The sequence below is a fragment of the Actinoplanes philippinensis genome, from assembly GCF_900113015.1.
Classification (GTDB): domain Bacteria; phylum Actinomycetota; class Actinomycetes; order Mycobacteriales; family Micromonosporaceae; genus Actinoplanes; species Actinoplanes philippinensis.
This window is the reverse complement of the sequence record NZ_FONV01000031.1, coordinates 24929-45731: the sequence shown is the minus strand read 5'-3', so window position 1 is coordinate 45731 and position 20803 is coordinate 24929. Positions and strand designations below refer to the sequence as shown.

Below are 20803 nucleotides of genomic sequence, written 5' to 3'. Positions count from 1 at the left end.
TGTGTGGACGGCGGTGAGCCGTAATATCGGCGGATGCTGCGGTTCGAGGTGCTGGGACCGGTGCGGGTGTGTTCCGGCTCCGGCGAGCTGACACTGCCGCCGAAACCGCGTGCGCTCCTCGCCGTCCTGCTGGCCGCCCGCGGACGGCCGGTCACCGTGGAACGGCTGCTCGGCGAGCTGTGGCCGGACGGCGCGCCGTCGACGGCGAGCGCGACGCTGCAGATGCACGTGTCGGCGCTGCGCAAGGTGGTCGGTGACCGGATCCGCACGGTGCCGGGCGGTTATCAGCTCGACCTGGGCGGTGCCGGGTTCGACGCCGCCGAGTTCGAGGACGCCGGTGACCTGGGGCTGTGGCGCGGGGACGCCTACGAGGGGGTGCCCGCGGGGCCGTCGGTGGCGGCGGACGCGGCCCGGCTCGGCGAGAAACGGCTGGCCGCCCGGCTGCGGTGGGCCGAGCAGGCGCTCGACCAGGGGCGGCACGTCGCGGCGGCGACCGAGCTGGCCGGGTGGGCGGCCGCGGAACCGGCCGGTGAGGGCCTGGCCCGGTTGCTCATGCTGGCTCTGTACCGGTCCGGGCGGGCCGGGGAGGCGCTGGGCGTGTTCGGCCGTACCGCGAAGGCTCTGCGGGATCTCGAGGCCCGGCCCGGCGCTGAGCTGGAGGCGCTCGCGGCGGCCGTGCGGCGGCAGGATCCGATCCTGGACCGGCCGGCGCCGGGCCTGCCGGCGCAGCGCAACCGGTTCATCGGGCGGCGGGCCGAGCTCGATCGGCTGCTCGGCCTGCTCGGCGAGGCGCGGTTGCTCACCGTGGTCGGCCCGGGCGGGGCCGGGAAGACCCGGATCAGCCTGGAGGTGGTCCGGGAGGCCGCCGGAGAGTACGACTCGGTGCACGTCATCGAACTCGCCGAACATCGCGAGGGTCCGCTGGCGGTCCGGGTCGCCGCGGCCGCCGGCATCCGCGAGGAGCCCGGCATCCCCATCCTCGACACGGTGATCGCCCGGTTCAGCGGCCGGATCCTCGGCCCCGCCCCAGAGCCCGCGAAGAACGACCCGGCCCTCACCGCGACCGCAACGCCCGCGCGAGACGGCCGGCCCGACGAGCCCGCGGCGGGCGGCCGGATCCTGATGATCCTGGACAACTGTGAGCACGTCCGGGCCGACGCGGCCGAACTGGCTCACCTCCTGCTGGCGGCGTGCCCCGGCCTGCGGCTGGTGGCGACCAGCCGGGAGCAGCTCGGCCTGCCCGGCGAGGTGATCTTCACGCTGGGCGGCCTCACCACGCCGTCACCGGGAGTGACGGACCCGCAGGCCGACGCGGTGCGCCTGCTCGCCGACCGGGTCACGGCGGCCCGGGGCGGGGCCGGTCTGACGCCCGCCGAGCAGGCCGTCGCCGCCGAGCTGGTCCGGCGGCTGGACGGGTTGCCGCTGGCGATCGAGCTGGCCGCGGCCCGGCTGCGGGCGCTGCCGCTGGCCGAGATCATGTCCCGTCTGGACCGGCGGCTCGACCTGCTGACCGGCACGTCGCCGGTGGCGCGGCACCAGACGATGCGGGCCGCGATCGATTGGGGGTACGACCTGCTGGACCTGCCCCAGCAGGACCTGTTGCGGCGGCTCGGGGTCTTCGCCGGCGGCTTCGATCTGGCCGCCGCGGAGGCCGTGCACGGCGGCGACCCGCTGGACCCGCTGACCCAGCTGGTCGACAGGTCGATGGTCGAGTGGCGCGACGGGCGATACCGGCTCATCGAGACCATCCGGGCGTACGCGCGGGAGCGGCTGGCGGGCGACGAGCGCGTTCACGCGTACCGCCGGCTCGTGGAGCTCTGGGTGGAACGCCTCGCGACGCCGCCGCCCTCGGACGGACCGCGGCACACCGCCTGGCTGAGCGGCATCGCCGCTGATCATGACACGATCGTGGCGGCGATCGACTGGTCGTTGCGGGACGGCGATCCGGAGCGCGGACTGACCATCGCGTCGGGTATGTGGTGGTACTGGTGGATCGCCGGTCGCATGATCGAGGGCCGGGAGTGGCTCGGCCGCGCCCTCGAGGCCGCCCCGTCGGCCGCGCCGTCACTGCGTGGCCGGGCGCTGCGGGCCGCCGCCGCGCTGGCCCGCAACTCCGGGGACCTTTCCGACGCGCGCACGCTCGGTGAGGAGTGTCTGGTGACGTTCCGTGAGGCGGACGACCGCGCCGGTGTGCTCGCCGCTCTCAACAACCTGCTGATCACCGCGCAGGCGCAGGAGGACTATCCGGCGTCGCTGGAGTTCGGGCAGGAGGCGATCCGGGCCGCCGAGGAGGCCGGCGACCAGCGCATGATCGCCGCCGCGTCGAACAACACCGCGGGCACGCTGCGCTGCATGGGCCGCCTGGACGAGGCGGAGCCGCTGTTCCGCCGGGCGCTGGACGGTTTCCGCGCGCTCGGTGACCGGCGTGGCGAGGCGGCGGCGCTGTCGAACCTGTCGACCACCGACCGGCGGCGCGGGCGGCCCGCTCCGGCCCGCGAGGCGATGCTCGCCGCGCTGACGATCTACACCGACCATGGCATCACGGAGGGTCAGCTCGACGCCGTGGAAGGTCTCGCCCAGTTGGACATCGCGGCCGGCGACGCGGCGGGCGGCCTGCGCCTGCTGGCCCTCGCCGAACGCGAGCGCGCCACCCTCGGCGCCCCCAGCTTCACCCCCGACGAGATCGCCGACAAGGAGTCGGCCGAGGCCACCGCAAGATCATCATTGGGTACGGCCGAACGCGCCGCCATCTACCGCGAGGCCGACGCGCTGACCCTTTCGGAGGTGGTGAACGCCCTGCTCCGGTGAGTCTTTGGGGTTTCTTTGGCGGGCCGGCGGATCGTTCTCGGCAACGGCAACCGCCTCACTTCTTCCACCAGGAGAAACCCATGAAGCACCGCCTCGTCGCCCTGACCGCCGTCGTCGCCGTCGCGTTCACCGGCGGATGCGGCGTGCTCGGCAGCGCCGCCGGCGCGTCCGGCATCGTTTCCGCAGCGCCGGAGTCCACCGGGGCGCCGTTGCCCACCCCGGGCTCCGGCAAGCCGAAATCCGACAAGTCCGATTCCGGAAAGAGCGGCGCCGGAGCGGGAGCCGACACCGGTAAGTCCAAGTCCAACTCCGGCTCCGGCTCCGGCTCCGGCTCCGGCTCCGGCTCCGGCTCCGGCAAGGATGCCGGCAAGTCTCACTCCGCGCGGGACGCCGGCGACATCCCGGACCCGTGCACGCTGCTCGGCGAGGACGAGGTCGTCGACCTGACCGGCCGTGAGATCACCCAGATCGACGAGGACGGCGGCGCCCCCGGCGACCCGGTCCGCTACTGCCAGTGGCAGCAGTCCAGCGGCCAGCTCGCCGTGTTCCTGACCCGCACCACCGCGGACGACTTCCAGGTAACGATCGACGAGGCCGAGTGGGTCGACGGGGTCGGCCAGGATGCGTACACCCACTCGGGTCATCTGTACGTCCTGTACGGCACGGTCCAGATCGACGTCTACTCCCGTGGCGCCTCCGACGCCCGGAACCTGGCCGACGCCAAGAGGGTCGCGACGACAGTGATCCCGCGGATCTGACCAGTGCGGCCGGATCAGCCGAACAGACGGGTTTCGGCTGATCCGGCCCCCGCCTCGCGGCCGCGTGGTGACCTGGAACGATGATGAGGACAGCCACCGTGCTCGCGGGCCTGGCGCTCGCCGTCCTGCCGGCCCCGGCCCAGGCGGCCGCCCACGTGCCGGAGCCCGGCGAGGTGACCTGGTCGGCCGTCCAGCGGCGCAGCGCCGACGCGGAGACGCTGTGCAGCGAGGGCCGTGCCACCATGAAGGCGACCTACACCGGCGTGAACGGCATGACCGCCCTGCTGAAGTACGGCTCGAAGGCGGACTATCCCGACTACGACGCGTTCAACCGGGGCCCGCTGCTCTTCTCGTCGAGCACGTTCACCGGCCCGGACAGCCACAGCTCGTACATCAGCGTGCCCGCGCCGAGCAGCCCCGACGCCGACGGACCCGCCGTCCTCGGCCTCGAGGTGCTCGATCTGAGGTCGAACCGGTTCTTCTGGTTCTCCAGCTGGGACTTCCCACTGGCCTGCGGTTACGACTACGAGCTCACGATCGACGACGTGGCGACGAGCCCAGCGGCGTGAACCGGACGCCGGAGGTGTCGCTGTAGATCGCCGCGAAGCCGACGAGCATCAGCGCGGCGCGCCGGGACTGGACCGGCAGTGCCCGTGATGGCTCCCGGCTTCGTGCCACGCCCTCGTGCCGCCGCGGTCCTGTTGATCACGATGGCCCTAGAGTGCCGCGAAAGGCGCCCACCAGGGAGGAAACCGTGTCGGACCAGCACGCTTCACCATCATCGAGAGGCCGGCGGTGGTTCTTCGCGGCCCTGCTGATCCTGGTGACCCTGGCGACGGCGGCGGGACTGGCGCTGGCCCGCACCCGGGATGCCGACGCCGGGACGGGTCCGGATCCGGGCACGTCGTATTCTTTCGCGCCGTGACCCGCTAACGCGGAACGTTGTCCTCCACGTCGTCCTCGTCGAGGTCGTCGTACTCGTACTCGAAGTCTTCCCGCAGCTCAGGGGCCTCGTCAGCCAGCCACACGGGCACCGGCAGGCGCAACCCGAGCAAGTGGATGTCCTGGCGGGCGGCAACAGACATGGGAACTCCCCGAGAATGAGCCGGAATTTCGCTGAGAAAGACCGTAGGAAAGCGAAACGGAAACGGTCAACGAATCCCGCCACTCCCTTACGTCATTCCTAGTCGATGCACAGTGCTCGCACAGTGGAATTCGCGGGACTGCGGTGATCTACGCCTCTTCCCCGTCAGGGCTTGCGTGACCAGGTGTTTTAGGGCAGCCTAACCAAGGCAAGGCTAAGCAAAACAAGGGATCCACGGTCGATGTACGTCTGTATCTGCCACCACGTCCGCGAGCGCGAGGTTCGTGCCGTCATCCGTGCCGGCGCGCGCACCGAGGAAGCCGTGGGCGACGCCTGCGGCGCGGGGACGGGTTGCGGCAGCTGCCTCGACCGGATCTGCGACCTGATCGAGGAGGAGACCACCGACACGCGCCTTTCAAAAGTCGCATAGCGTCACCAACCCGTTACGATCAACTCCAGTCAGGCCATGACTGGGGGTATTTGGCATGCAAGGTGACGCCCGTGTCATCGAGTTCCTCAACGAGCAGCTCACCGCGGAACTGACCGCGATCAACCAGTACTTCCTGCACGCCAAGATGCAGGAGAACTGGGGCTACACCGTGCTGGCGAAGCACACGAAACACGAATCCATCGACGAGATGCGGCACGCCGAGGTCCTCACCGACCGCATCCTCTTCCTCGAAGGACTGCCCAACTACCAGAAGCTGTCCGTGCTGCGGATCGGCGAGACGGTCAAGGAGCAGTTCGAGTGCGACATGAAGATCGAGGTGGAGGCGGTCGACCGGCTGCGCCGCGGCCTGGAGTACATGCGCTCCATCGGCGACGTCACATCCGCGCGGATCTTCGAGGACATCCTGGCCGACGAGGAGCACCACGTCGACTACCTGGAGACCCAGCTCGGCCTCATCGAGAAGCTGGGCGAGCCGCTCTACCTGCAGAACGTCACGGAGCACCCGGAAGCCGGGTGAGCCGGCACGCTAGCCGGCCAGCAGCTCCGACAGGGTGACGGGCTCCAGGCCACGACGCCGGAGCCCGGCGAGGACGGCCGGCAGCGCGTCATCGGTGTACAGCGCGTTCGCCTCGGTCACGTGCATGATCACGATCGAGCCCGGCTTCACCTGCGACAGCACCGCATCGACCACCGGCTCCGGCCCACGGGCGAACGGGTCGCCGCTCACCACGTCACCGTCGACCACGGTGACCCCGAGCGGCGCCAGCGCCCGCAGCGCCGCCCGGTCGTGGCACAGACCCGGGAACCGGAAGTACCGGGTCTGCCGCCCGCCGAACGGCTCCAGCACCCGGAACGTCTTCGCCACGTCCTCGGTCATGCCGGCCGGCGCCACCCGGGGCAGGTCGTAGCAGTCGCCGGTGAACGCCGCATGCTCGTAGCTGTGGTTCGCCACCTCGAACAGCGGGTTCTTCACGATCCGCCGGGTGACCTCGGGATACTCCTCGGCCCACTGGCCGGTCACGAAGAACGTCGCCGGGATCTGCCGCTTCTCCAGGATCCCGAGCAGGCGCAGGTTCGCGTACGACTTCACCTCGCCCCGCCGCAGCCGGGCCGCCATCGCGTCGGTCATGTCCGCGTCGAACGTCAGCGCCACCCGCTTCACGTCGCGCGGGCCGTGCTGCACGACGGCCGGATCCTTGCCCGCCTCCGCGGCCCCCGGGATCACCGCCGGCGCAGCGGACGGGGTGGCTTCCACGATCGGTGACCGCGTCACCGCCGGCTGCCCGGTCCTGGGCGCGGGCTCGGCACAGCCCGCCAGCATCACGACCGCCATCAGCGCGAGCACCCGCCGAGGCGCTCTCCGGTTACTCCTTGACACCCACGGCACAGTACTGGTTGACGTCCTCCCCGGCGTCCCCGTCCGGGCGCCACCGGTTGCACGGGACGACACCCGGCTCGAGCAGACGCAGCCCGTCGAAGAACGCCGCGATCTGCGCCGAGCTCCGATACTTGATCTTCGGGGTGCCCCGCTCGTTCCAGAAGTCGACGATCCGGTGTGCCTCGTCGGTGTTGATGTCGTGGCACCCGTGCGCGATCACCAGAAAGCTGCCCGGCGCCAGCTCGTCGACGAGCCTGCGGACCACCGCGAGAGCCGTCGCGTCGTCCCGGATGAAGTGCACGATCCCCAGCAGGGTCAACGCGACCGGCTGCGCGAGGTCGAGCGTCTCCCGGGCCGCGCGCAGGATCGCCTCCGGGTCGTTGAGGTCGGCCTCGACATAGTTGGTGACACCCTCCGCCGAGCCGGACAGCAGCGCCCGGGCGTGCACCAGCACCAGCGGATCGTTGTCGACATACACGACCCTGGTCTCCGGCGCCACGGCCTGCGCGACCTGGTGGGTGTTGTCGGCGGTCGGCAGCCCGGTCCCGATGTCGAGGATCTGCCGGATGCCGCCGTCACGCACCAGGTGCTCCACCGAGCGCCGCAGGAACTTCCGGTCCTCCCGGGCGAGCGCGACGATCGACGGCAGCATCCCGGCGATGGCGTCCCCGGCATCCCGATCGGCCTGGAAGTTGTCCTTGCCGCCGAGCCAGTAGTTCCACAGCCGCGCCGAGTGCGGCGTCCCGGTGTCCAGATTCGTCGCCGTCGGCTCCGCCACGAGCGTCCTCCGTCAGTCCACGGTGCATATCGACGGCGATCATCATGCCATCCCGGCGCTCCCCGCGCGGTGCGGCGGCTCCGCGCACGGCTTTCTCCACCCCGATCTCCACCCCGCGACGGTGCCGCTCCACCCGGCCCGATCCGTAGCGTCCGGGCCATGGACGAGAACCGTAGAAGAGCCGTCAACTACCTGCTCACCGGCGACCGGGAGGGCTCCCGCGGCACCCGCATCGCCGGGGAGATCCTGGGCCGGGTCGCCGATCGCGACGGCGGCCGCGTCACCGGCCGGGTCGTCGTCGCGTTCCTGGTCATCCTCGGCGTGGCGGGACTCGCCTTCGTCGCCTACCGTCTGCTGATGCTGGACCTGATCCTGACCCTGGTGGGTGAACGCGGTTGACGTTGCGGGACGGCCTCCGGCGGATCCGGGCCGACGATCCGGAGACCGGCTGGCTGGTCCGGATCGTCCTCACCGCCCTGATGGCGTGGGCGTTCCTGACCGCCGGCCCGGCGAGCCCCGGCGTGCGGCCGGTGCTCGCCGCGGCCCTCGGCTGCTGGATCGTCTTCCTGCTGGCCGATCACCGGTCGCCGCGGGCGGCCCGTCTCGCGCTGGCCGGGGCGGCGCTGCTCCCGGCCACCGTCGCCGGACTGCCCGACGACGCGCACGCGCTGCTCTACCTGTATGCGGCGCTGTTCACGTTCGTCCTGCTCCCTCGCACCCCGATGCGGGCGATCCTCACCCTGACCGCGGCCGTCCTGACCACCCTGCTCACCGGGTTGTGGCTGGCCGGGCGCGGGCCGGCGGCGATGCTGACACAGCCGGCGCTGATCGCCGTGCTCGTGCTGTTCAGCCTGCACCGGCGCGAGCACCGGCTGCGCGCCGAACAGACCGCGCTCCTGCTGGACCAGACGTCCCGCACCCAGCAGGCCCAGGCCCGGGCGGCGGCCCTCGACGAACGCGCCCGCATCGCCCGGGAACTCCACGACGTGCTGGCCCACTCGCTGGGGGCGCTGGGCGTACAGCTGGAGGCCGCCGAAGCCCAGCTCACCGAGAGAGGCGATGTCGACGGCGCCGCGGCCCGCATCCGGCGGGCCCGGCGCCTCGCCGCCGAAGGCCTGGCCGAAGCCCGTTCGGCGGTGGCCGCGCTGCGGGCCGACGTGCCGCCGCTGCCGCGGGCGCTGGACACCCTGGCCGCCGCTTTCCGCACCGACCACGCCACCGCCATCACCCTCAGCACCGAAGGCCACCGTCGCAGTCTGTCACCGGCGGCGGAGGTGGCGCTGCTGCGCATCGCCCGCGAGGCGCTGACGAACGCGGCGCGGCACGCCCCGGGCAGGCCGGTGGCCCTGACCCTCGATTACCGCACGGCAGGCGTCCGCTTGACGATCCGAAACCCTTTCGACGGTACGGCTACGCCCGGCCCACCGGACCGGACGGACTCCCCGCCTCCCCCGCCCCGGGAAGGCGGGACCGACGGCGGAGCCGGGCTGGGGGCGCACGGGCTGGTCGGGGTGCGGGAACGGGTCGCGCTGGTCGGTGGGAGCATGCGGGCCGGTGTGACGGACGGGGTGTGGGAGGTCGTCGTGGAGGTTCCGGCGTGAGTGACCGGCCGTTGCGGGTGCTGGTCGTCGACGATCAGGCACTCGTCCGGGAGGGGCTGACCGCCCTCCTGGAGATCACCGAGGGTGTCGACGTTGTCGGATCGGCCGCGGACGGTGAACAGGCGCTGGCGCACGTCGCCGACCGCCGGCCGGACGTGGTCCTGATGGACCTGCGGATGCCGGTTCTCGACGGGATCAGCGCCACCGCCCGGATCCGCCGCGACTTCCCCGAGGTGGCCGTGGTGGTGCTGACCACCTACGCCGACGACGAGTCGATCGCCGGAGCACTGGCCGCGGGCGCTCGCGGCTACCTGACCAAGGACGCCGGCCGTGCCGAGATCACCCTGGCGCTGCGGGCCGCCGCGGCCGGGCATGCCATGTTCGACCCGGGTGTGGCCGGCCGTCTCGCCGACGCCATGTCCCGTCCGCCGGCCGCGCCGCCCGCGAACCGGCTTCCCGACGGCCTCACCCAGCGCGAGGCCGAGGTCCTCGGCCACCTGGCCGCCGGACACACCAACGCCGAGATCGCCGCCGCCCTGTTCGTGGCCGAGGCCACCGTCAAGACCCACATCAACAACGCCTTCGCCAAGATCGGCGTCCGCAACCGCACCGAGGCCGCCCGCTACGCCACCCGCCACGGCCTGAGCCACTGACCGCCCGTGTCTCGATGTCCCTACCGGGGACTGCTCGGCCGCTTCGCCGCGCGCGGCGTGCGGCCGGTCGTGCCAGACTGCGGTGGGGAGGTGGGTGCCGATGATCAGGCAGGACTTCCTGGAGACGGCCGCGGTCGCCACCACGCTGCTGGGCGCCCCGGCGGTCGGGCGGGCGTGGGGACAGTCGAGTGCGGTGCGGGAGTTCCGGATCAGCGGGCTAGCCGGGCATCTGGCCGGCCAGGTCACCGTGATCGCCGCAGTGCTCGACTCCGCCCCGCCGGATGCCGCGCCGATCTCGCTCGTCGACCATTACGGCCGGTCGGCGTGGACCGACGGCGACATCCACAGCCGCCTCAACACCGGCATCCGGGAGGCCGGTGAGCAGACCGCCGCCGTCGGCCACACCACACTGCACCGGCAGACCGCCGCGGCCCTCGCCGATCTGCGTGAGCGCCTGCCCGCCGAGCCGGCCGGACGAGTGATCGCACTGCCGTTCGGCCCGTGGGCGCTGACCCTGGACGACTTCCTGGCGACGCGCATGCTCGAGATCGCCGTGCACTGCGACGACCTGGCCGTGAGCCTCGGCATCCCCACGCCGGAACTGCCCAGGTCGGCGGCCGACACCGTCCTGACCCTGCTGTGCCGCTGGTCGGCGGCCCGTCACGGCGACACCGCCCTGCTGAGAGCCCTGGCCCGCACCGAACGAGCACCCGCCAGGATCAACGCCCTCTGATTCCCCTCCGGGCCGCCCGGCCGGCGGCAATCATGATCACCGCCCGGCGAGGTGACCGGTGCAGCGGCGCGACGCGATCGCGGCGGCACGGCGGCGCTGTCCGGGTGGCGGGAGAGGGCGGGCGTGGTGGGGTTCGGGGAGTGCTCCGGGCGTACCCTGGAAGGAAGGTTTCGGGGTCAAGCGGCGTGCCCGGACTGGGCCGCGTGGGCTATGGCCCGGCGCAGCACCGCAACCGACACCGTGAGGTCACCGGCCATGTCGGTGAGGCCGAGTTCGATCCACTCGCGGATCAGCTGGGAGTAGGGGATGCCGGCCTGGTCGGCGGCGGCCCGCACGCGCTGGGCCAGCGCGGGTGGGACCCGGATGCCGAGGGGGACCATCGGCTCGGCCTCGGGGGCCGGGGGCAGGGTCACCCGCACACCCTCGTGGTAGGTGACGTCCCCGGCGGCGAAGGCCGCCGCGGCCGCCGAGATCTGGTCGTCGCTGTACTGCTGGCTCATGACGCGTCCGCCTCCCATGCCTTGAACCGCACCAACTCGTCGGGGGTCATCTCGCGAGCGCCGATGATCTGCTGCCGATGCCCGCCGAGCAGTCGCACGGCGACGACGAGCGGCCGGCCGTCGACGGTGCGCCCGCTGATCGTGAGGAAGTGCACCCCGGCGCTCTCCGCGGCCAGCGGCAGACGCCGCCGGGCCGAGAGGACCTGGGTGACCTCCTGCGACTCGATGTCACGCAGACGCGCCAAGGCCTCGGTCAGCCATTCGTACCCCACGCCACCAGCGTAAAACGTTCGTTTGACGCCGTCCATCGGCCCTGCTGTGACAAGACCGTTGTTATTTGCTGGTAGACAACCATCCGTGGCGGACGACTACTTCACGATCGCGCTCGAACCAGCCGGTGGGAGCGCGACGTCGCGTGTCCTGCTCGGGGGCGCGTTCGACATCGGCACCCGCGAGGACCTGCGCGAGGCCCTCCTCGAACTGGTCGGCGGTGATCCCGGCCCGCGGATCACCGTTGACCTGCGGCAGGTGACCTTCATCGACTCGGAGGCGATCAACGCGCTGATCGAGGGCTATCTCGCCGCCGAGCGGGCCGGAGTCGTGTTTCGGCTGGCCGGGGCCCGGGGCATCGTCGACCGGGTGCTGCGGGTGATCGGCCTGGACCATCTGCTGGACCCGCCGGAAACCGGTGGTGATCCGGCAGACGGGTGATCGGGCGCTAACCTCGGCACGCGGGAGAGCACGCGGGAGCACGAGGAAAGGGGCCCTGGGGTCTTGGCGAACGGGGACGACCTGCGCCTGCTGCGCGCGTACGAGCCGGTGGCCAGGTTCACCGAGGGTGAGTACTTCTTCCCCGTCTCGGTCGAGCGATACGTCAGCCGCGCCAGCCTGTGGCGGCACGAGCCCGGGCAGGGCCCGGTGCAGATCGCCGCACCCGGTGACCTGAGCCTCGACGGGCTGGCCACGGCAGGCGGGGCCGAACAGGGACTCGGCTACGCGCTGTCCGGTATCGGCACCGGCGACAAACATCTCACGCACATCCCGCTGCGGGACCGGCCGCCACACCTGTCCCGTTCCAGCCGACTCGGCGCGGTCGGGCTCACCGGGCGGCTCGTCGACACGCTGAACCGTTTCTCGCTGCTCTTCCGGGGCAGTGTGCCGGGCGGTTCGGCGGCCCGGTCGTTCCTGCTGCAGCGCGACCACCTCGACACGAGCGTGCCCACCTACTACGGGCGGGTCGTGCGGGACGGGTCGTGGATCGTCTGCCAGTACTGGTTCTTCTACAACTTCAACAACTGGCGGTCCGCGTTCGGCGGGGTCAACGAGCACGAGGCCGACTGGGAGCAGGTGACCGTCTTCGTCGACGCGGCCGCGCCGGACGGGCCGGACGGGCTGCCGTCACCGTCGTGGGTGGTGTTCTCGGCGCACGACGAGGTCGGCGACGATCTGCGGCGCCGCTGGGACGACCCCGATCTGACGACGGTCGGCGGGCGGCACGCGGTGGTGTTCGTCGGCGCCGGCTCGCACTCCGGGGCCTATCTGCCCGGCGACTATCTGATCACGGTCAAGCCGCCGCGGCTGCGCGGCCTGGTCGGTGCGTTGCGGTGGTCGGCGCGGCTCCTGGCGCCCTGGTCGCCCGAGGATCAGAGCAACGTCGGGATTCCGTACGTGGACTACGCGCGCGGTGACGGACGTGCCGTCGGCCCCGGCCAGTCCGAGTCGTGGCACCCGGTGGTGATCGACGAGGAGACCGGCTGGGTACGGGACTTCCGCGGCCTGTGGGGACGCGACACCCGCGACCGCCTCGGTGGCGAGCGCGGGCCGGCCGGGCCACGCTACGCGCGCGACGGCACGGTGCGGCCCGCCTGGTCGGACCCGGTCGGGTGGGCCGGCCTGGCCAAGGTCGTCCCGGATCAGGCCGAGGAGCGACGGCTAGTGGCCATCCGTACCCAGCGTGATCTTGATCGTCTCGCCGAGCTCGACGAGGAGATAGACACCCTGCGGCACGAACTGACGGTGGCCGCCGCGGGCCTGCCCGCCGCGGCGCCGGAGGTGCGGGCGCTCGCGCCCCGCGAGCAGAGACTGCTCGGCCTGCGGATGGAACGCACCCGCCTCGCCGACGAGCTGCGCCGGGCCACGACGGCCGAGCCGGTCGCCCAGCATCCGCACGCCCATCTGCTGCACCGTCGCCTGCCGATCGAGCAGACGGCGGGTTTCCTGGGCCGAGCCCGGTCGTGGTGGGCGGTGCTGAGCACGCCGCTGATCCTGCTGGCCATCGGTGCCGTGGTCGCGCCGCCGCCGGTGTCCGGGCAGCAGACGGCGCTGGTCCTGCTGCTGGTGATGCTCGGCGTGGAGGGTCTGGTCCGCGGCAAGTTCCTGGCCGTGGTGCTGCGGATCCTGCTGGCGTTCGTGCTGATCCTGGCACTGGCGGTGCTGTGGTTCGAAGGCCGCTACGTGGTCACCTTCGCCTGCTCGGCGGCGGCCCTGCTGGTGCTGCTGGTGAACATCCGCGAGGCGACCCGCCGCTGAACCCCTGGCGGTTGCCCACCCGCGACGGTAGCCGGCCGGCTCCGCGGGCTCCCCTCACGCCCTCCCGAGCCGGCATCCACAAGGCGACACGCCGCCCACGGGCTTCCGCCTCACGCCGGTCCCGAGCCGGCATCGGCGAGGCGACACGCCGGTCATGGTGGGATGCGGCCGGCCGCTATCGTCGGCCGGTGGCCACCGTCCGTGTTGAGACCGCCCTGTCCGTTTCCGTTCAGCAAGCCTGGGAGGCGGTCGCCGACGTCGGGGCCGTGCACGAGCGCCTGCTGCCCGGCCGGGTGGCCGCCGCCCGGATCGACGGCGACACCCGCATCCTGACCATGCCCGACGGGTGGGAGGTCCGGGAGCTGATCATCGCGGTCGACCACGAGCAGCGGCGCCTGGCGTATGCCGTGGTGGACGGCCAGCGGCTGCCGCTGACCTACCATCACGCGTCGTTCCAGGTCTTCCCGGAGGGCGACGGCAGCCGCCTGGTGTGGATCACCGACGTGCTGCCGCACCCGATGGCCGCGCACGTCGAGGCACGGGTCTCCCGCGGCATCTTGGAGATCAAGCAGGTCCTCGAAGCAGCCGCCTAGCCAGCCCGCCGACGGTGGTCGGCTCACCACCGCGAACGGCGCCCGAACCGACCATGATCCGACGATCGGGTCCGGGCGGGCCACCGCTCAGGACAGGGCGGCCGGTGCCCGGAACCGGTCAGGCCGCCGCGTCAGGGGGTGGGGAACTCCTTCTCCGGCCGGTCCTGCATGTAGTCGGCGAGGGTCTCGTAGACGGCCGGGTTCACGATGCCGTGGGACATGCGGTCGGTGTGGGCCGCCCAGTCCGGGTTGGCCAGGTAGCCGGCGACGACCAGGTCGCGGGTGCCGACGACCAGGGCGGCCGTCTTGTCGCCGTCGGTGGTGCCGGTCTTGCCGAAGACCGGGTGGCCGACGACGCTGCGGACCTGCGGGGCGGTCGATCCGGCGCAGTTGCCGAGCTGGGCGCGGTCGCCGACCGGGCAGCGGGCCGCGTCGAGGGCCTTGCGGGCGACGTCCTTGGTGGTGGCGCGGGAGCAGGCCGACTTGCCGGTGTCGATCGTCGTGCCGTCAGCCGTGGTGATCTGCTGGATCGGGGTGGGCGCGCAGTACATGCCGTCGGCGGCCAGCGTGGCGTACGCGTTGGCGATGTCCAGCGGGGTGGACGCGGACACGCCGAGGCTGAACGCGCCCCACTCGTGCGCCTGCGCCGGGTCGTTGGCGCGGGTCGCGTCGTCGGCGGCCCGGAACAGCACCCCGAACCGCTTGGCGACGGCGACCACGTTTTCCGCGCCGGCCCGCTCCTGCAGCGGGATGAAGTAGGTGTTCACCGACCTGCCGAACCCGGTCCACATGTTGAAGTTGCCCTGCTCGGAGAGGGAGGCGTTGGCCGGGCAGTAGTAGCCGCCGCACCCGGCGGGGGCCGCCGAGTCCAGGTAGCGGGACTTGTAGCGCGGCGGCGAGTAGATGGTGGTGTCCAGGCCCATGCCCTTCTCCAGGGCGGCGACCATGGTGAACATCTTGAACACCGAGCCGGCCTGGTAGCCCGGGACACCGGTGCTGCCGGTGATGATGGGGTTCGTCGTGTTCGGGTAGGTGCCGCGGATCCCCTCACGAGCCTGCGCGGGGTTGGACGAGAGCCTGTTCTGCGGGTCGTCCGCGTCGTCGATCTTGAACTTGCGGTTCGTGGCGAGCGCCCGGACGGCGCCGGTGCCCGGCTCGACGGCGGCGAGCATCAGCGCGTTGCGGTCGGTGTCGGCGATGTGCTCGGTGACCCGCTTGCGCGCCGCGGACTGGGCCTTCAGGTCGAGCGTGGTCACGATGCGGTATCCGCCGCTCTTCAGCAGGCGCTCCCGGTCGTACGTCGTCTCGCCGAAGGCCTTCTGGTCCAGCCACCACCGGTAGAAGTAGTCGCAGAAGAAGCCCCAGTGGTTCTTGGCGACCGACACGCAACCCCGGCTGGGCCGCTTCGCCGTCCGCGCGACCTTCTCCTTCTTCGCCTCGGCGCCCTGGGCGGCGGTGATCTGCCCCAGGTCGACCATGTTGTCGATGATGTAGTCGCGGCGGGCCACCGCCTGCGGGTAGCCGCTGTCGGTGGTCGGGTCGAACGCGGTCGGCGCCTTCACCATGCCGGCCAGCAGCGCGGCCTCGCCGATCGTCAGGTCGGCCGGCTTCTTGCCGTAGTAGACCTGGCTCGCCGCGTTCACCCCGTAGGCGCCGTTGCCGAACGGCGCCATGTTCAGATAACGCTCCAGAATCTGCTGCTTGGACAGCTCTTTCTCGACCTGGATCGCATACTTCATCTCGTTCAGTTTTCGCTGGGCGGTGTCCTTCGTCGCGTTCACCACCTGCTGCGGATCGGTGGTCGAATAGGCCAGCGCCATCCGCACGTATTGCATGGTCAGAGTGGACGCGCCCTGCTTGCCGCCGCCCTGGTTGTTGTTCACGAATGCGCGGGCGACACCTTTCAGGTCGACACCGTTGTGCTCGTAGAACTTGTGGTCCTCGGCGGCGACGATCGCGTCCCGCATGCTCTTGGACATCTGCGCCAGCGGCACGTCGCTGCGGAACTCGTCATACATGAGCGCGATCTGCGTCTTTCCGTCGGACGCATACACCCGGGAGACCTGCGGCGATGTCTGCGCGGTGAGCGCCGGGGGCATCTCGCCGAGCTCCTCGGCGCCGGCCTTGGCCGCCAACCCGGACATCGCGACGGCCGGGAAGGACGCGGCGGCGACCACGAGACCGGCTATCAGGCCACAGGTGGCGAGCACTGCCACACTGCGGAGGACACGACGTTCAGGAACTGGCATTCCGGTATTCACTCCACTCAGGCTAACGAGCAGGAACGGCAACGTTCAGGGTTAGGGAAATCCGTCACACGCGGTATCCCGGAACCCCGTTGCGCAAACCTGTGCGGTGCCTGGGAAATGGCTTTGAATCAGCGGCGCAACCAGCGCGGCCCGCCCCCGGCCGGCAGCAGCTCACGGCGCCGCAGATCGGCCAGCAGCCAGGACGGGGCGGGTCCCCGGTACGACCGGAAGGCGTCCGCGGCCACCGGCACCGGCGTCAGGTCCAGCCAGCTGTCCTTGACCAGCACACCGCCGGTCCGGTTACGGGGCAGCGGCAGGAACCCGTCGAGATGACCCTTGTCCTGACTGGTGATCTTGAGCACGGTCACCGTGTCGCCACCGCTGAGGACCAGCACCGGCCGGTCCTTGCCCACGCTGTCGTCCTCCTCGAACGTGACGAACGCGTTCCAGATCTCGCCGGCCGCCGGGGTACGCCCGGTGGCCGGCAGCACACCGGGCGCGAAGTGCCGGATCAGCGCGACCGCGAGCAGGATCGCCGCCAGCAGGACCAGGGGCTCGACCAGCAGCATCACCCACATCGTGCGCGCCGAGGCGGTCTCCGGGCCGGCGAACACCGGCTCTGAGTTGGCCGCCGCCCACGCGGCGACCAGGCCCGCCAGCGCCAGTGCCACGAACGCCCGGGTCACCAGCGGCAGCACACCCGGCCGGCGCACGAGCACGAACGCGGTCGTGATGAGCAGGAACGCGGCGAGCGAGATCGCGGCCGCCGGCCAGAAGGCATCCACCGGATAGCCGGCCACGTGTGCCAGATAGCGGGTGCCCGTGCAGCCGGCCAGCAGGACCAGCGCCCGCACCGCGAGGGCGGCCGGCGGCTCGGCCCGGCGCGGGCGCAGGCGCCGGGCCACCAGCAGCGCCACCCCACCCGCGATCAGCACGTCCAGCCAGACCTCGGCGGCGCTCTCCGGAGCGGCGATGAGCAGGTCGGCCGGGGCGGCCAGGAGCAGGGCGGCGGCACCGTACACCGCCACCGTGATCGGGGCGACGAGCAAGCCGATCGGGCGCAGGAAATAGCCGATGCGGTCCTGGAGGATCACGCCCAGCAACACTCCGACGATCATCAGGGTGATGACGAACAGCGCGCTCGTACCGCTCAGCAGCTCCATCGGGTCAGCCTGCCATGCCACCGTCCTGTTCGGACATCGGCTCAACCGCCGGTTATGCTCCAGTGCCACGCCTCGGACGGCAGGTTCACGAAGCCGTACTCGGCGGCGTGCGCGGTCATCCACGCGAAGGCCTTGCTCTTGCGGGTGAGTGTCCGCCCGCCCGAGGTCACGTCCACGGCCAGACCGATCTCGTGCAGCGACCGGCCCGGGATCGCGGTCGGCACGCGGCACGACGACGCGGGGGCGGTCCAGACGTCCGGGCAGCCGTTGATGGTCCGCAGCTCGATCTGCCGCTCCTTCGTCCGGAAGCCGCCACCGGACAGCACGACGCCGTCGGCCCGGGCGTCGTCGACCATGCGCTTGAAGGCGAACGCCACGTTCTTGTGCACTGTCGTGCCGTACACGCTGGTGGTGTCGGCGACGGTGAAGACCGGCCGGACCTCGTCGACGACGCTGCGGCTGATCGCGGCGGCCTGGGCGGCGTAGCCGGCCGCGGTGCCGGCGGTGGCGATCCGGTTCTGGGTCTGCGTGACCGCCCGGGTCGCCCGGTCGGCCGCGGCGAGCGCGTTGATCACCGCGGAGGTGGTGGCGCCGGCGACCTTCTTCGCGGCGCGCAGCTCGGTGGCCGCCTGGTGCAGCCGGGTCCGGCGGGCGTCGCGGACCGTCGTCGCCGCGGCCACCGCCCGTTTCGCCCGGGCGATCGCGGCGTTGTTGCGGGGCCGCTGTTTGGACTGCCGGGCCACCGCGTTCTTCGCGTCGCTGAGGGCCCGCTCGGCCGATTTGAGCTTCTCGTGCACGGCCGAGTGCCCGGCGGTCACGGTGGCCAGCTTCTTCTGCGCGCTGTCGCTCGCCTTCTGCGCCTTGCCCGCCGTCACGGTGCGTTTCTTCAGATCGGCCTGCTGCTCGATCAGCGTGGCACGCAGCTTCGCCATCGTCGCGTCGGCGGTCAGGCTCCGGTACATCAGGCTGCTGTAGGACTTCGCGACACCGGGCACCGCGGCCTGCGCCGCCACCGGCGCACCGGCCATCGGCGCGACGCCGGTGAGGGTCATGGCGGCAGCGGCGACGAGACGGATTCCACGGTTGCGCTTCTTCACCGGGCGTACGCTCCTCAAGCTCAGTCGGCAGTGACATCCGACTGTGCTCAGCGGGAGGTGCGATTACGGCCCGGTAGCAGTGCGGGACGGTTGCACCGGTCTATCCGGCTGTGAGCCGGCCCACCAGGGACTGCGCCGCCGCCGTGACCAGACCCCGGTCGTAGGTCACCACGAACTCGAACTCCCGGTCCCGGTCGGCGCCGGTGTCGCCCAGGTCGAGGGCCATCAGGGCGGCCGATGTGTGGGCGCCGAGGACCACCACGGTCCACTCCCCCGCCAGCGGGTCCCGCGGCGACAGCGCGGCACCGCGGACCCCGGGCACCGGCGACGGCGGCATGCCGACCCCGAGCGCCGCCACGAACGGCAGCCGCGCGGCCAGCTCGGTGAACCGCCGTGCCGTCGACGGCCGGAAGAACCGGACGTCCTCGAACGCGGCGAGCACCACCGGCGGCACGCTCGCCTCCAGCGCCATCAGCTCCAGCGTCTTGGAGACCGGCACGAGCAGGTGTTTCGGCGCGTGGCGGATCCGCCGGCCGGCGCCGATCAGCTGGTACGGCGTGCCCGCCAGCGCCGCACCGATCGGCCGTGCCGCGAACCGCTCCGGCTGCGACTGCGACGGCCCGAACGCCCGCTCCCCCCGGCTCCACAGCCAGCCCTGACCGAGGGTCGCGCCGAGCACCTGCGCGCGGATCAGGTCGTCCGGGGTCTCGACACCCTCGGCGACCACCTCGGCGCCGGCCTGCTCGGCGTAGGAGCGGACCGCTCCGGCCACCACCACGGTCGCCGGGTCCTTGACCGTCCGCAGCAGCTTCAGATCGAGTTTGACCACCTCCGGCCGCAGCAGCGGGATGAACGCCAGCGACTCGGGGTGCACCCCCACGTCGTCCAGGGCGATCGCGCAGCCCGCCGCCCGCAGCTCCTCGGCGCCGGCGAGCACCCCGGCCAGGTCCTCGGCCAGCGCCCGCTCGGTGATCTCCACGACCACCTGCACGTGCCCGGCCCGGGCGGCCAGCGCCTCCAGGACGACGTCGCGCCGCCGGGTCAGCGTGTCCGGCTCCAGGTTGACGAAGAGCGTCACCGGCCGGCCGTCCGAGAGGCGGGCGGCGTCGCCGAGGGAGGCCCGCAGCGACGCCCGTTCCAGGTCGGCGAGCCGCCCCGCCGCACGGGCCGTGTCCAGCAGCTCCACCGGCGACTGCCAGCCGGAGCCGGCGGGCGCCCGCAGCAGCGCCTCGAAGGCCGTCACCGCCCCGCTGTCCACGTCGACGAACGGCTGGTAGACGCAGTACAGCCCGTCGTCACGGAGCAGGGCGTCGAGGCTGATGCGACCGGCGGTGCTCGTGGAACTCACCAACTACCCATCGGCACCCCGCCCGCACCGCTGAGTCAGACGTCGATCACGTCACCCAGAGGACGCCGCGGGGTCGCCACCGTCGGACGGCCGTAACCGGCCCGCAGCACCATCTGCGCCCACACGCCGGCACCGGTGTCGGTGAGCTGCTCGCGGATCGCCGGGATCTCCACCGGCTGGCTGATCGGGGTGGTGGCCAGATTGTGCCAGGTGGCGGTGAGCAGCACGCGCTGCAGCGCCTGCCCGGCGGCGAGCCAGGCGGCCCGGTCGTCGCCCGCGGTGGCCAGGACCATGATCACCGGGTACGGCTCGAACGCCTCGGTGGGCCGGGCCGGCGCCGGCCGCAGCAGCCCGAAGTCACGGATCGGCATCGTCTCCAGCGCGTCCCACGGCCCGGCGGCGGTGTGCGGGACCCCGTCCCGGTGCGGCTGCCGGTGGGTGGTCCAGCGGGCCAGCTCGGCCCGGTACCCGCCGGCGGCCCGCAGCCTGCGGTCGGCGACCTGGGACAGGGCGATGATCGCGTTGCGGCTGACCGGGTTCGCCACGGTCAGTGTCGCGTCCTCGGCGACGGCCGCGGCGCGCAGCGCGTCCAGGACATCGGCGGGGATGGTCGCCCGGGCGAACGGCTGCCGGTTGGTGTGCCGGTGCTCGATCGCCGCCGCGAGCCGCAGCGTCTCGTCCGGCGCGGCGACCGGCTCCCCGGTGGTCACCCGGGCGACCAGGTCGGGCCGCTCCGCATCCGGGAAGTACGCCACCGAGGGCCGCAGCCCGTCCGCCAGGATCCGCAGGCGCAGGGTGAACACGGCGGCCCCGACACTGATCATCAGCTCCCGGCCGCCGGGGTCGAGCACGTCGAGCCGCCGTCCGGGGTCGGCGAACACGTCGACCACGCCGTCGGAGATCCGGAACCGCCAGGGCTGGCTGTTGTGCAGCGACGGCGCGAGGGTCGCCGCCCGTACACAGTTCTCCAGCACGACCCGCTGCTGCCCGCTGCTCTCCACGATCATCACGGCCTCCCGGGGCTGGCGTAACGTCTCGACGCCTCCGAGTGTTCGCCGGATCCGCCCTCCCGCGAGAGGG

At 72.1% G+C, this 20803-nt stretch carries 23 protein-coding genes; 13 read left to right on the top strand and 10 right to left on the bottom strand.

All coding sequences use genetic code 11. The features are described from left to right. The first annotated feature begins 33 nt into the window (after positions 1-33). From BM290_RS44620 to BM290_RS48925, 4 genes are all read left to right on the top strand, one after another. On the top strand, positions 34-2808 hold the full coding sequence (locus tag BM290_RS44620) for an AfsR/SARP family transcriptional regulator (protein WP_093622076.1): 2775 nt from the start codon (positions 34-36) through the stop codon (positions 2806-2808). An 80-nt stretch (positions 2809-2888) separates the two neighbouring features. Further along, positions 2889-3566, top strand: coding sequence for a hypothetical protein (locus tag BM290_RS48930; protein WP_177320170.1), 678 nt, complete (start codon positions 2889-2891; stop codon positions 3564-3566). Between the two features lie 83 nt (positions 3567-3649). After that, the gene (locus BM290_RS44610; RefSeq protein WP_143134187.1) at positions 3650-4135 is read left to right on the top strand and encodes a hypothetical protein; all 486 of its coding nucleotides are present in this window, start codon (positions 3650-3652) and stop codon (positions 4133-4135) included. Positions 4136-4320: 185 nt separating this feature from the next. Then, the gene (locus BM290_RS48925; RefSeq protein WP_177320168.1) at positions 4321-4491 is read left to right on the top strand and encodes a hypothetical protein; all 171 of its coding nucleotides are present in this window, start codon (positions 4321-4323) and stop codon (positions 4489-4491) included. Positions 4492-4495: 4 nt separating this feature from the next. Here BM290_RS48925 and BM290_RS48920 read toward each other — a convergent pair whose 3' ends face one another. Further along, positions 4496-4651 carry a hypothetical protein gene (locus tag BM290_RS48920; protein WP_177320167.1) on the bottom strand — a complete coding sequence of 52 codons (156 nt, stop codon included), beginning with the start codon at positions 4649-4651 and terminating at the stop codon, positions 4496-4498. Positions 4652-4891: 240 nt separating this feature from the next. Here BM290_RS48920 and BM290_RS44605 point away from each other — a divergent pair, with 240 nt between their 5' ends. Together BM290_RS44605 and bfr are read left to right on the top strand one after the other, a co-directional pair. Beyond that, a complete protein-coding gene (locus tag BM290_RS44605; protein WP_093622074.1) occupies positions 4892-5080 on the top strand; it encodes a (2Fe-2S)-binding protein in 189 nt (62 codons plus the stop codon). 55 nt (positions 5081-5135) lie between these two features. Next, positions 5136-5618 (top strand): bacterioferritin, encoded by a 483-nt coding sequence (gene bfr, locus BM290_RS44600; RefSeq protein WP_093622073.1) that lies wholly within the window; start codon positions 5136-5138, stop codon positions 5616-5618. Between the two features lie 9 nt (positions 5619-5627). Here the strand turns inward: bfr and BM290_RS44595 are convergent, their stop codons facing one another. Together BM290_RS44595 and BM290_RS44590 are read right to left on the bottom strand one after the other, a co-directional pair. Beyond that, the gene (locus BM290_RS44595) at positions 5628-6434 is read right to left on the bottom strand and encodes a polysaccharide deacetylase family protein (RefSeq protein WP_244903962.1); all 807 of its coding nucleotides are present in this window, start codon (positions 6432-6434) and stop codon (positions 5628-5630) included. A 31-nt stretch (positions 6435-6465) separates the two neighbouring features. Continuing rightward, a complete protein-coding gene (locus BM290_RS44590; protein WP_093622072.1) occupies positions 6466-7257 on the bottom strand; it encodes an SAM-dependent methyltransferase in 792 nt (263 codons plus the stop codon). Between the two features lie 159 nt (positions 7258-7416). Here BM290_RS44590 and BM290_RS44585 point away from each other — a divergent pair, with 159 nt between their 5' ends. The 4 genes from BM290_RS44585 to BM290_RS44570 all read left to right on the top strand — a co-directional run bounded on the left by BM290_RS44585 (position 7417) and on the right by BM290_RS44570 (position 10244). Further along, positions 7417-7656 (top strand): hypothetical protein, encoded by a 240-nt coding sequence (locus BM290_RS44585; protein ID WP_093622071.1) that lies wholly within the window; start codon positions 7417-7419, stop codon positions 7654-7656. Next, on the top strand, positions 7653-8858 hold the full coding sequence (locus BM290_RS44580; RefSeq protein ID WP_143134186.1) for a sensor histidine kinase: 1206 nt from the start codon (positions 7653-7655) through the stop codon (positions 8856-8858). Before BM290_RS44585 ends, BM290_RS44580 begins: the two co-directional genes overlap by 4 nt. Further along, a complete protein-coding gene (locus tag BM290_RS44575) occupies positions 8855-9511 on the top strand; it encodes a response regulator transcription factor (protein WP_093622069.1) in 657 nt (218 codons plus the stop codon). The genes BM290_RS44580 and BM290_RS44575 overlap by 4 nt, the downstream gene beginning before the upstream one ends. Before the next feature lie 100 nt (positions 9512-9611). Continuing rightward, positions 9612-10244, top strand: a complete 633-nt coding sequence (locus BM290_RS44570) for a maleylpyruvate isomerase N-terminal domain-containing protein (protein ID WP_203779784.1) — start codon at positions 9612-9614, stop codon at positions 10242-10244. Between the two features lie 176 nt (positions 10245-10420). Here BM290_RS44570 and BM290_RS44565 read toward each other — a convergent pair whose 3' ends face one another. Beyond that, positions 10421-10744, bottom strand: coding sequence for a hypothetical protein (locus BM290_RS44565; RefSeq protein WP_093622067.1), 324 nt, complete (start codon positions 10742-10744; stop codon positions 10421-10423). After that, entirely contained in the window at positions 10741-11016 is a 276-nt protein-coding gene (locus BM290_RS44560; RefSeq protein ID WP_093622066.1) for a hypothetical protein, read from the bottom strand. The genes BM290_RS44565 and BM290_RS44560 overlap by 4 nt, the downstream gene beginning before the upstream one ends. Positions 11017-11101: 85 nt before the next feature. On the opposite strand from BM290_RS44560, the gene BM290_RS44555 reads away from it, so the two are divergent. The 3 genes from BM290_RS44555 (at position 11102) to BM290_RS44545 (ending at position 13866) form a co-directional block, all read left to right on the top strand. Further along, entirely contained in the window at positions 11102-11455 is a 354-nt protein-coding gene (locus tag BM290_RS44555; protein WP_177320166.1) for an STAS domain-containing protein, read from the top strand. 63 nt (positions 11456-11518) lie between these two features. Continuing rightward, positions 11519-13273, top strand: a complete 1755-nt coding sequence (locus BM290_RS44550) for a hypothetical protein (protein ID WP_093622064.1) — start codon at positions 11519-11521, stop codon at positions 13271-13273. A 188-nt stretch (positions 13274-13461) separates the two neighbouring features. Next, complete coding sequence (locus BM290_RS44545; RefSeq protein WP_093622063.1) at positions 13462-13866, top strand: SRPBCC family protein; 405 nt, start codon at positions 13462-13464, stop codon at positions 13864-13866. A 131-nt stretch (positions 13867-13997) separates the two neighbouring features. Here the strand turns inward: BM290_RS44545 and BM290_RS44540 are convergent, their stop codons facing one another. From BM290_RS44540 to BM290_RS44520, 5 genes are all read right to left on the bottom strand, one after another. Further along, positions 13998-16115: a transglycosylase domain-containing protein gene (locus BM290_RS44540; RefSeq protein WP_093622062.1), complete on the bottom strand. Its 2118-nt coding sequence runs from the start codon at positions 16113-16115 to the stop codon at positions 13998-14000. Between the two features lie 128 nt (positions 16116-16243). Next, positions 16244-17278 (bottom strand): hypothetical protein, encoded by a 1035-nt coding sequence (locus BM290_RS44535; RefSeq protein ID WP_093622061.1) that lies wholly within the window; start codon positions 17276-17278, stop codon positions 16244-16246. 41 nt (positions 17279-17319) lie between these two features. Then, positions 17320-18375 (bottom strand): M15 family metallopeptidase, encoded by a 1056-nt coding sequence (locus tag BM290_RS44530; protein ID WP_239144032.1) that lies wholly within the window; start codon positions 18373-18375, stop codon positions 17320-17322. A 100-nt stretch (positions 18376-18475) separates the two neighbouring features. After that, positions 18476-19723, bottom strand: coding sequence for a sensor domain-containing phosphodiesterase (locus BM290_RS44525; protein WP_177320165.1), 1248 nt, complete (start codon positions 19721-19723; stop codon positions 18476-18478). 35 nt (positions 19724-19758) lie between these two features. After that, positions 19759-20730 carry an Acg family FMN-binding oxidoreductase gene (locus BM290_RS44520; protein WP_093622059.1) on the bottom strand — a complete coding sequence of 324 codons (972 nt, stop codon included), beginning with the start codon at positions 20728-20730 and terminating at the stop codon, positions 19759-19761. Positions 20731-20803 lie beyond the last annotated feature (73 nt).

Coding starts and splice junctions, on each gene's coding strand:
- bfr (WP_093622073.1), top strand. CDS start 5,136: ATGCAAGGTGACGCCCGTGTCATCGAGTTCCTCAACGAGCAGCTCACC.
- BM290_RS48930 (WP_177320170.1), top strand. CDS start 2,889: ATGAAGCACCGCCTCGTCGCCCTGACCGCCGTCGTCGCCGTCGCGTTC.
- BM290_RS44585 (WP_093622071.1), top strand. CDS start 7,417: ATGGACGAGAACCGTAGAAGAGCCGTCAACTACCTGCTCACCGGCGAC.
- BM290_RS44570 (WP_203779784.1), top strand. CDS start 9,612: ATGATCAGGCAGGACTTCCTGGAGACGGCCGCGGTCGCCACCACGCTG.
- BM290_RS44610 (WP_143134187.1), top strand. CDS start 3,650: ATGAGGACAGCCACCGTGCTCGCGGGCCTGGCGCTCGCCGTCCTGCCG.
- BM290_RS44540 (WP_093622062.1), bottom strand. CDS start 16,115: ATGCCAGTTCCTGAACGTCGTGTCCTCCGCAGTGTGGCAGTGCTCGCC.
- BM290_RS44620 (WP_093622076.1), top strand. CDS start 34: ATGCTGCGGTTCGAGGTGCTGGGACCGGTGCGGGTGTGTTCCGGCTCC.
- BM290_RS44595 (WP_244903962.1), bottom strand. CDS start 6,434: ATGGCGGTCGTGATGCTGGCGGGCTGTGCCGAGCCCGCGCCCAGGACC.
- BM290_RS44535 (WP_093622061.1), bottom strand. CDS start 17,278: ATGGAGCTGCTGAGCGGTACGAGCGCGCTGTTCGTCATCACCCTGATG.
- BM290_RS48920 (WP_177320167.1), bottom strand. CDS start 4,651: ATGTCTGTTGCCGCCCGCCAGGACATCCACTTGCTCGGGTTGCGCCTG.
- BM290_RS44565 (WP_093622067.1), bottom strand. CDS start 10,744: ATGAGCCAGCAGTACAGCGACGACCAGATCTCGGCGGCCGCGGCGGCC.
- BM290_RS44605 (WP_093622074.1), top strand. CDS start 4,892: ATGTACGTCTGTATCTGCCACCACGTCCGCGAGCGCGAGGTTCGTGCC.
- BM290_RS44520 (WP_093622059.1), bottom strand. CDS start 20,730: ATGATCGTGGAGAGCAGCGGGCAGCAGCGGGTCGTGCTGGAGAACTGT.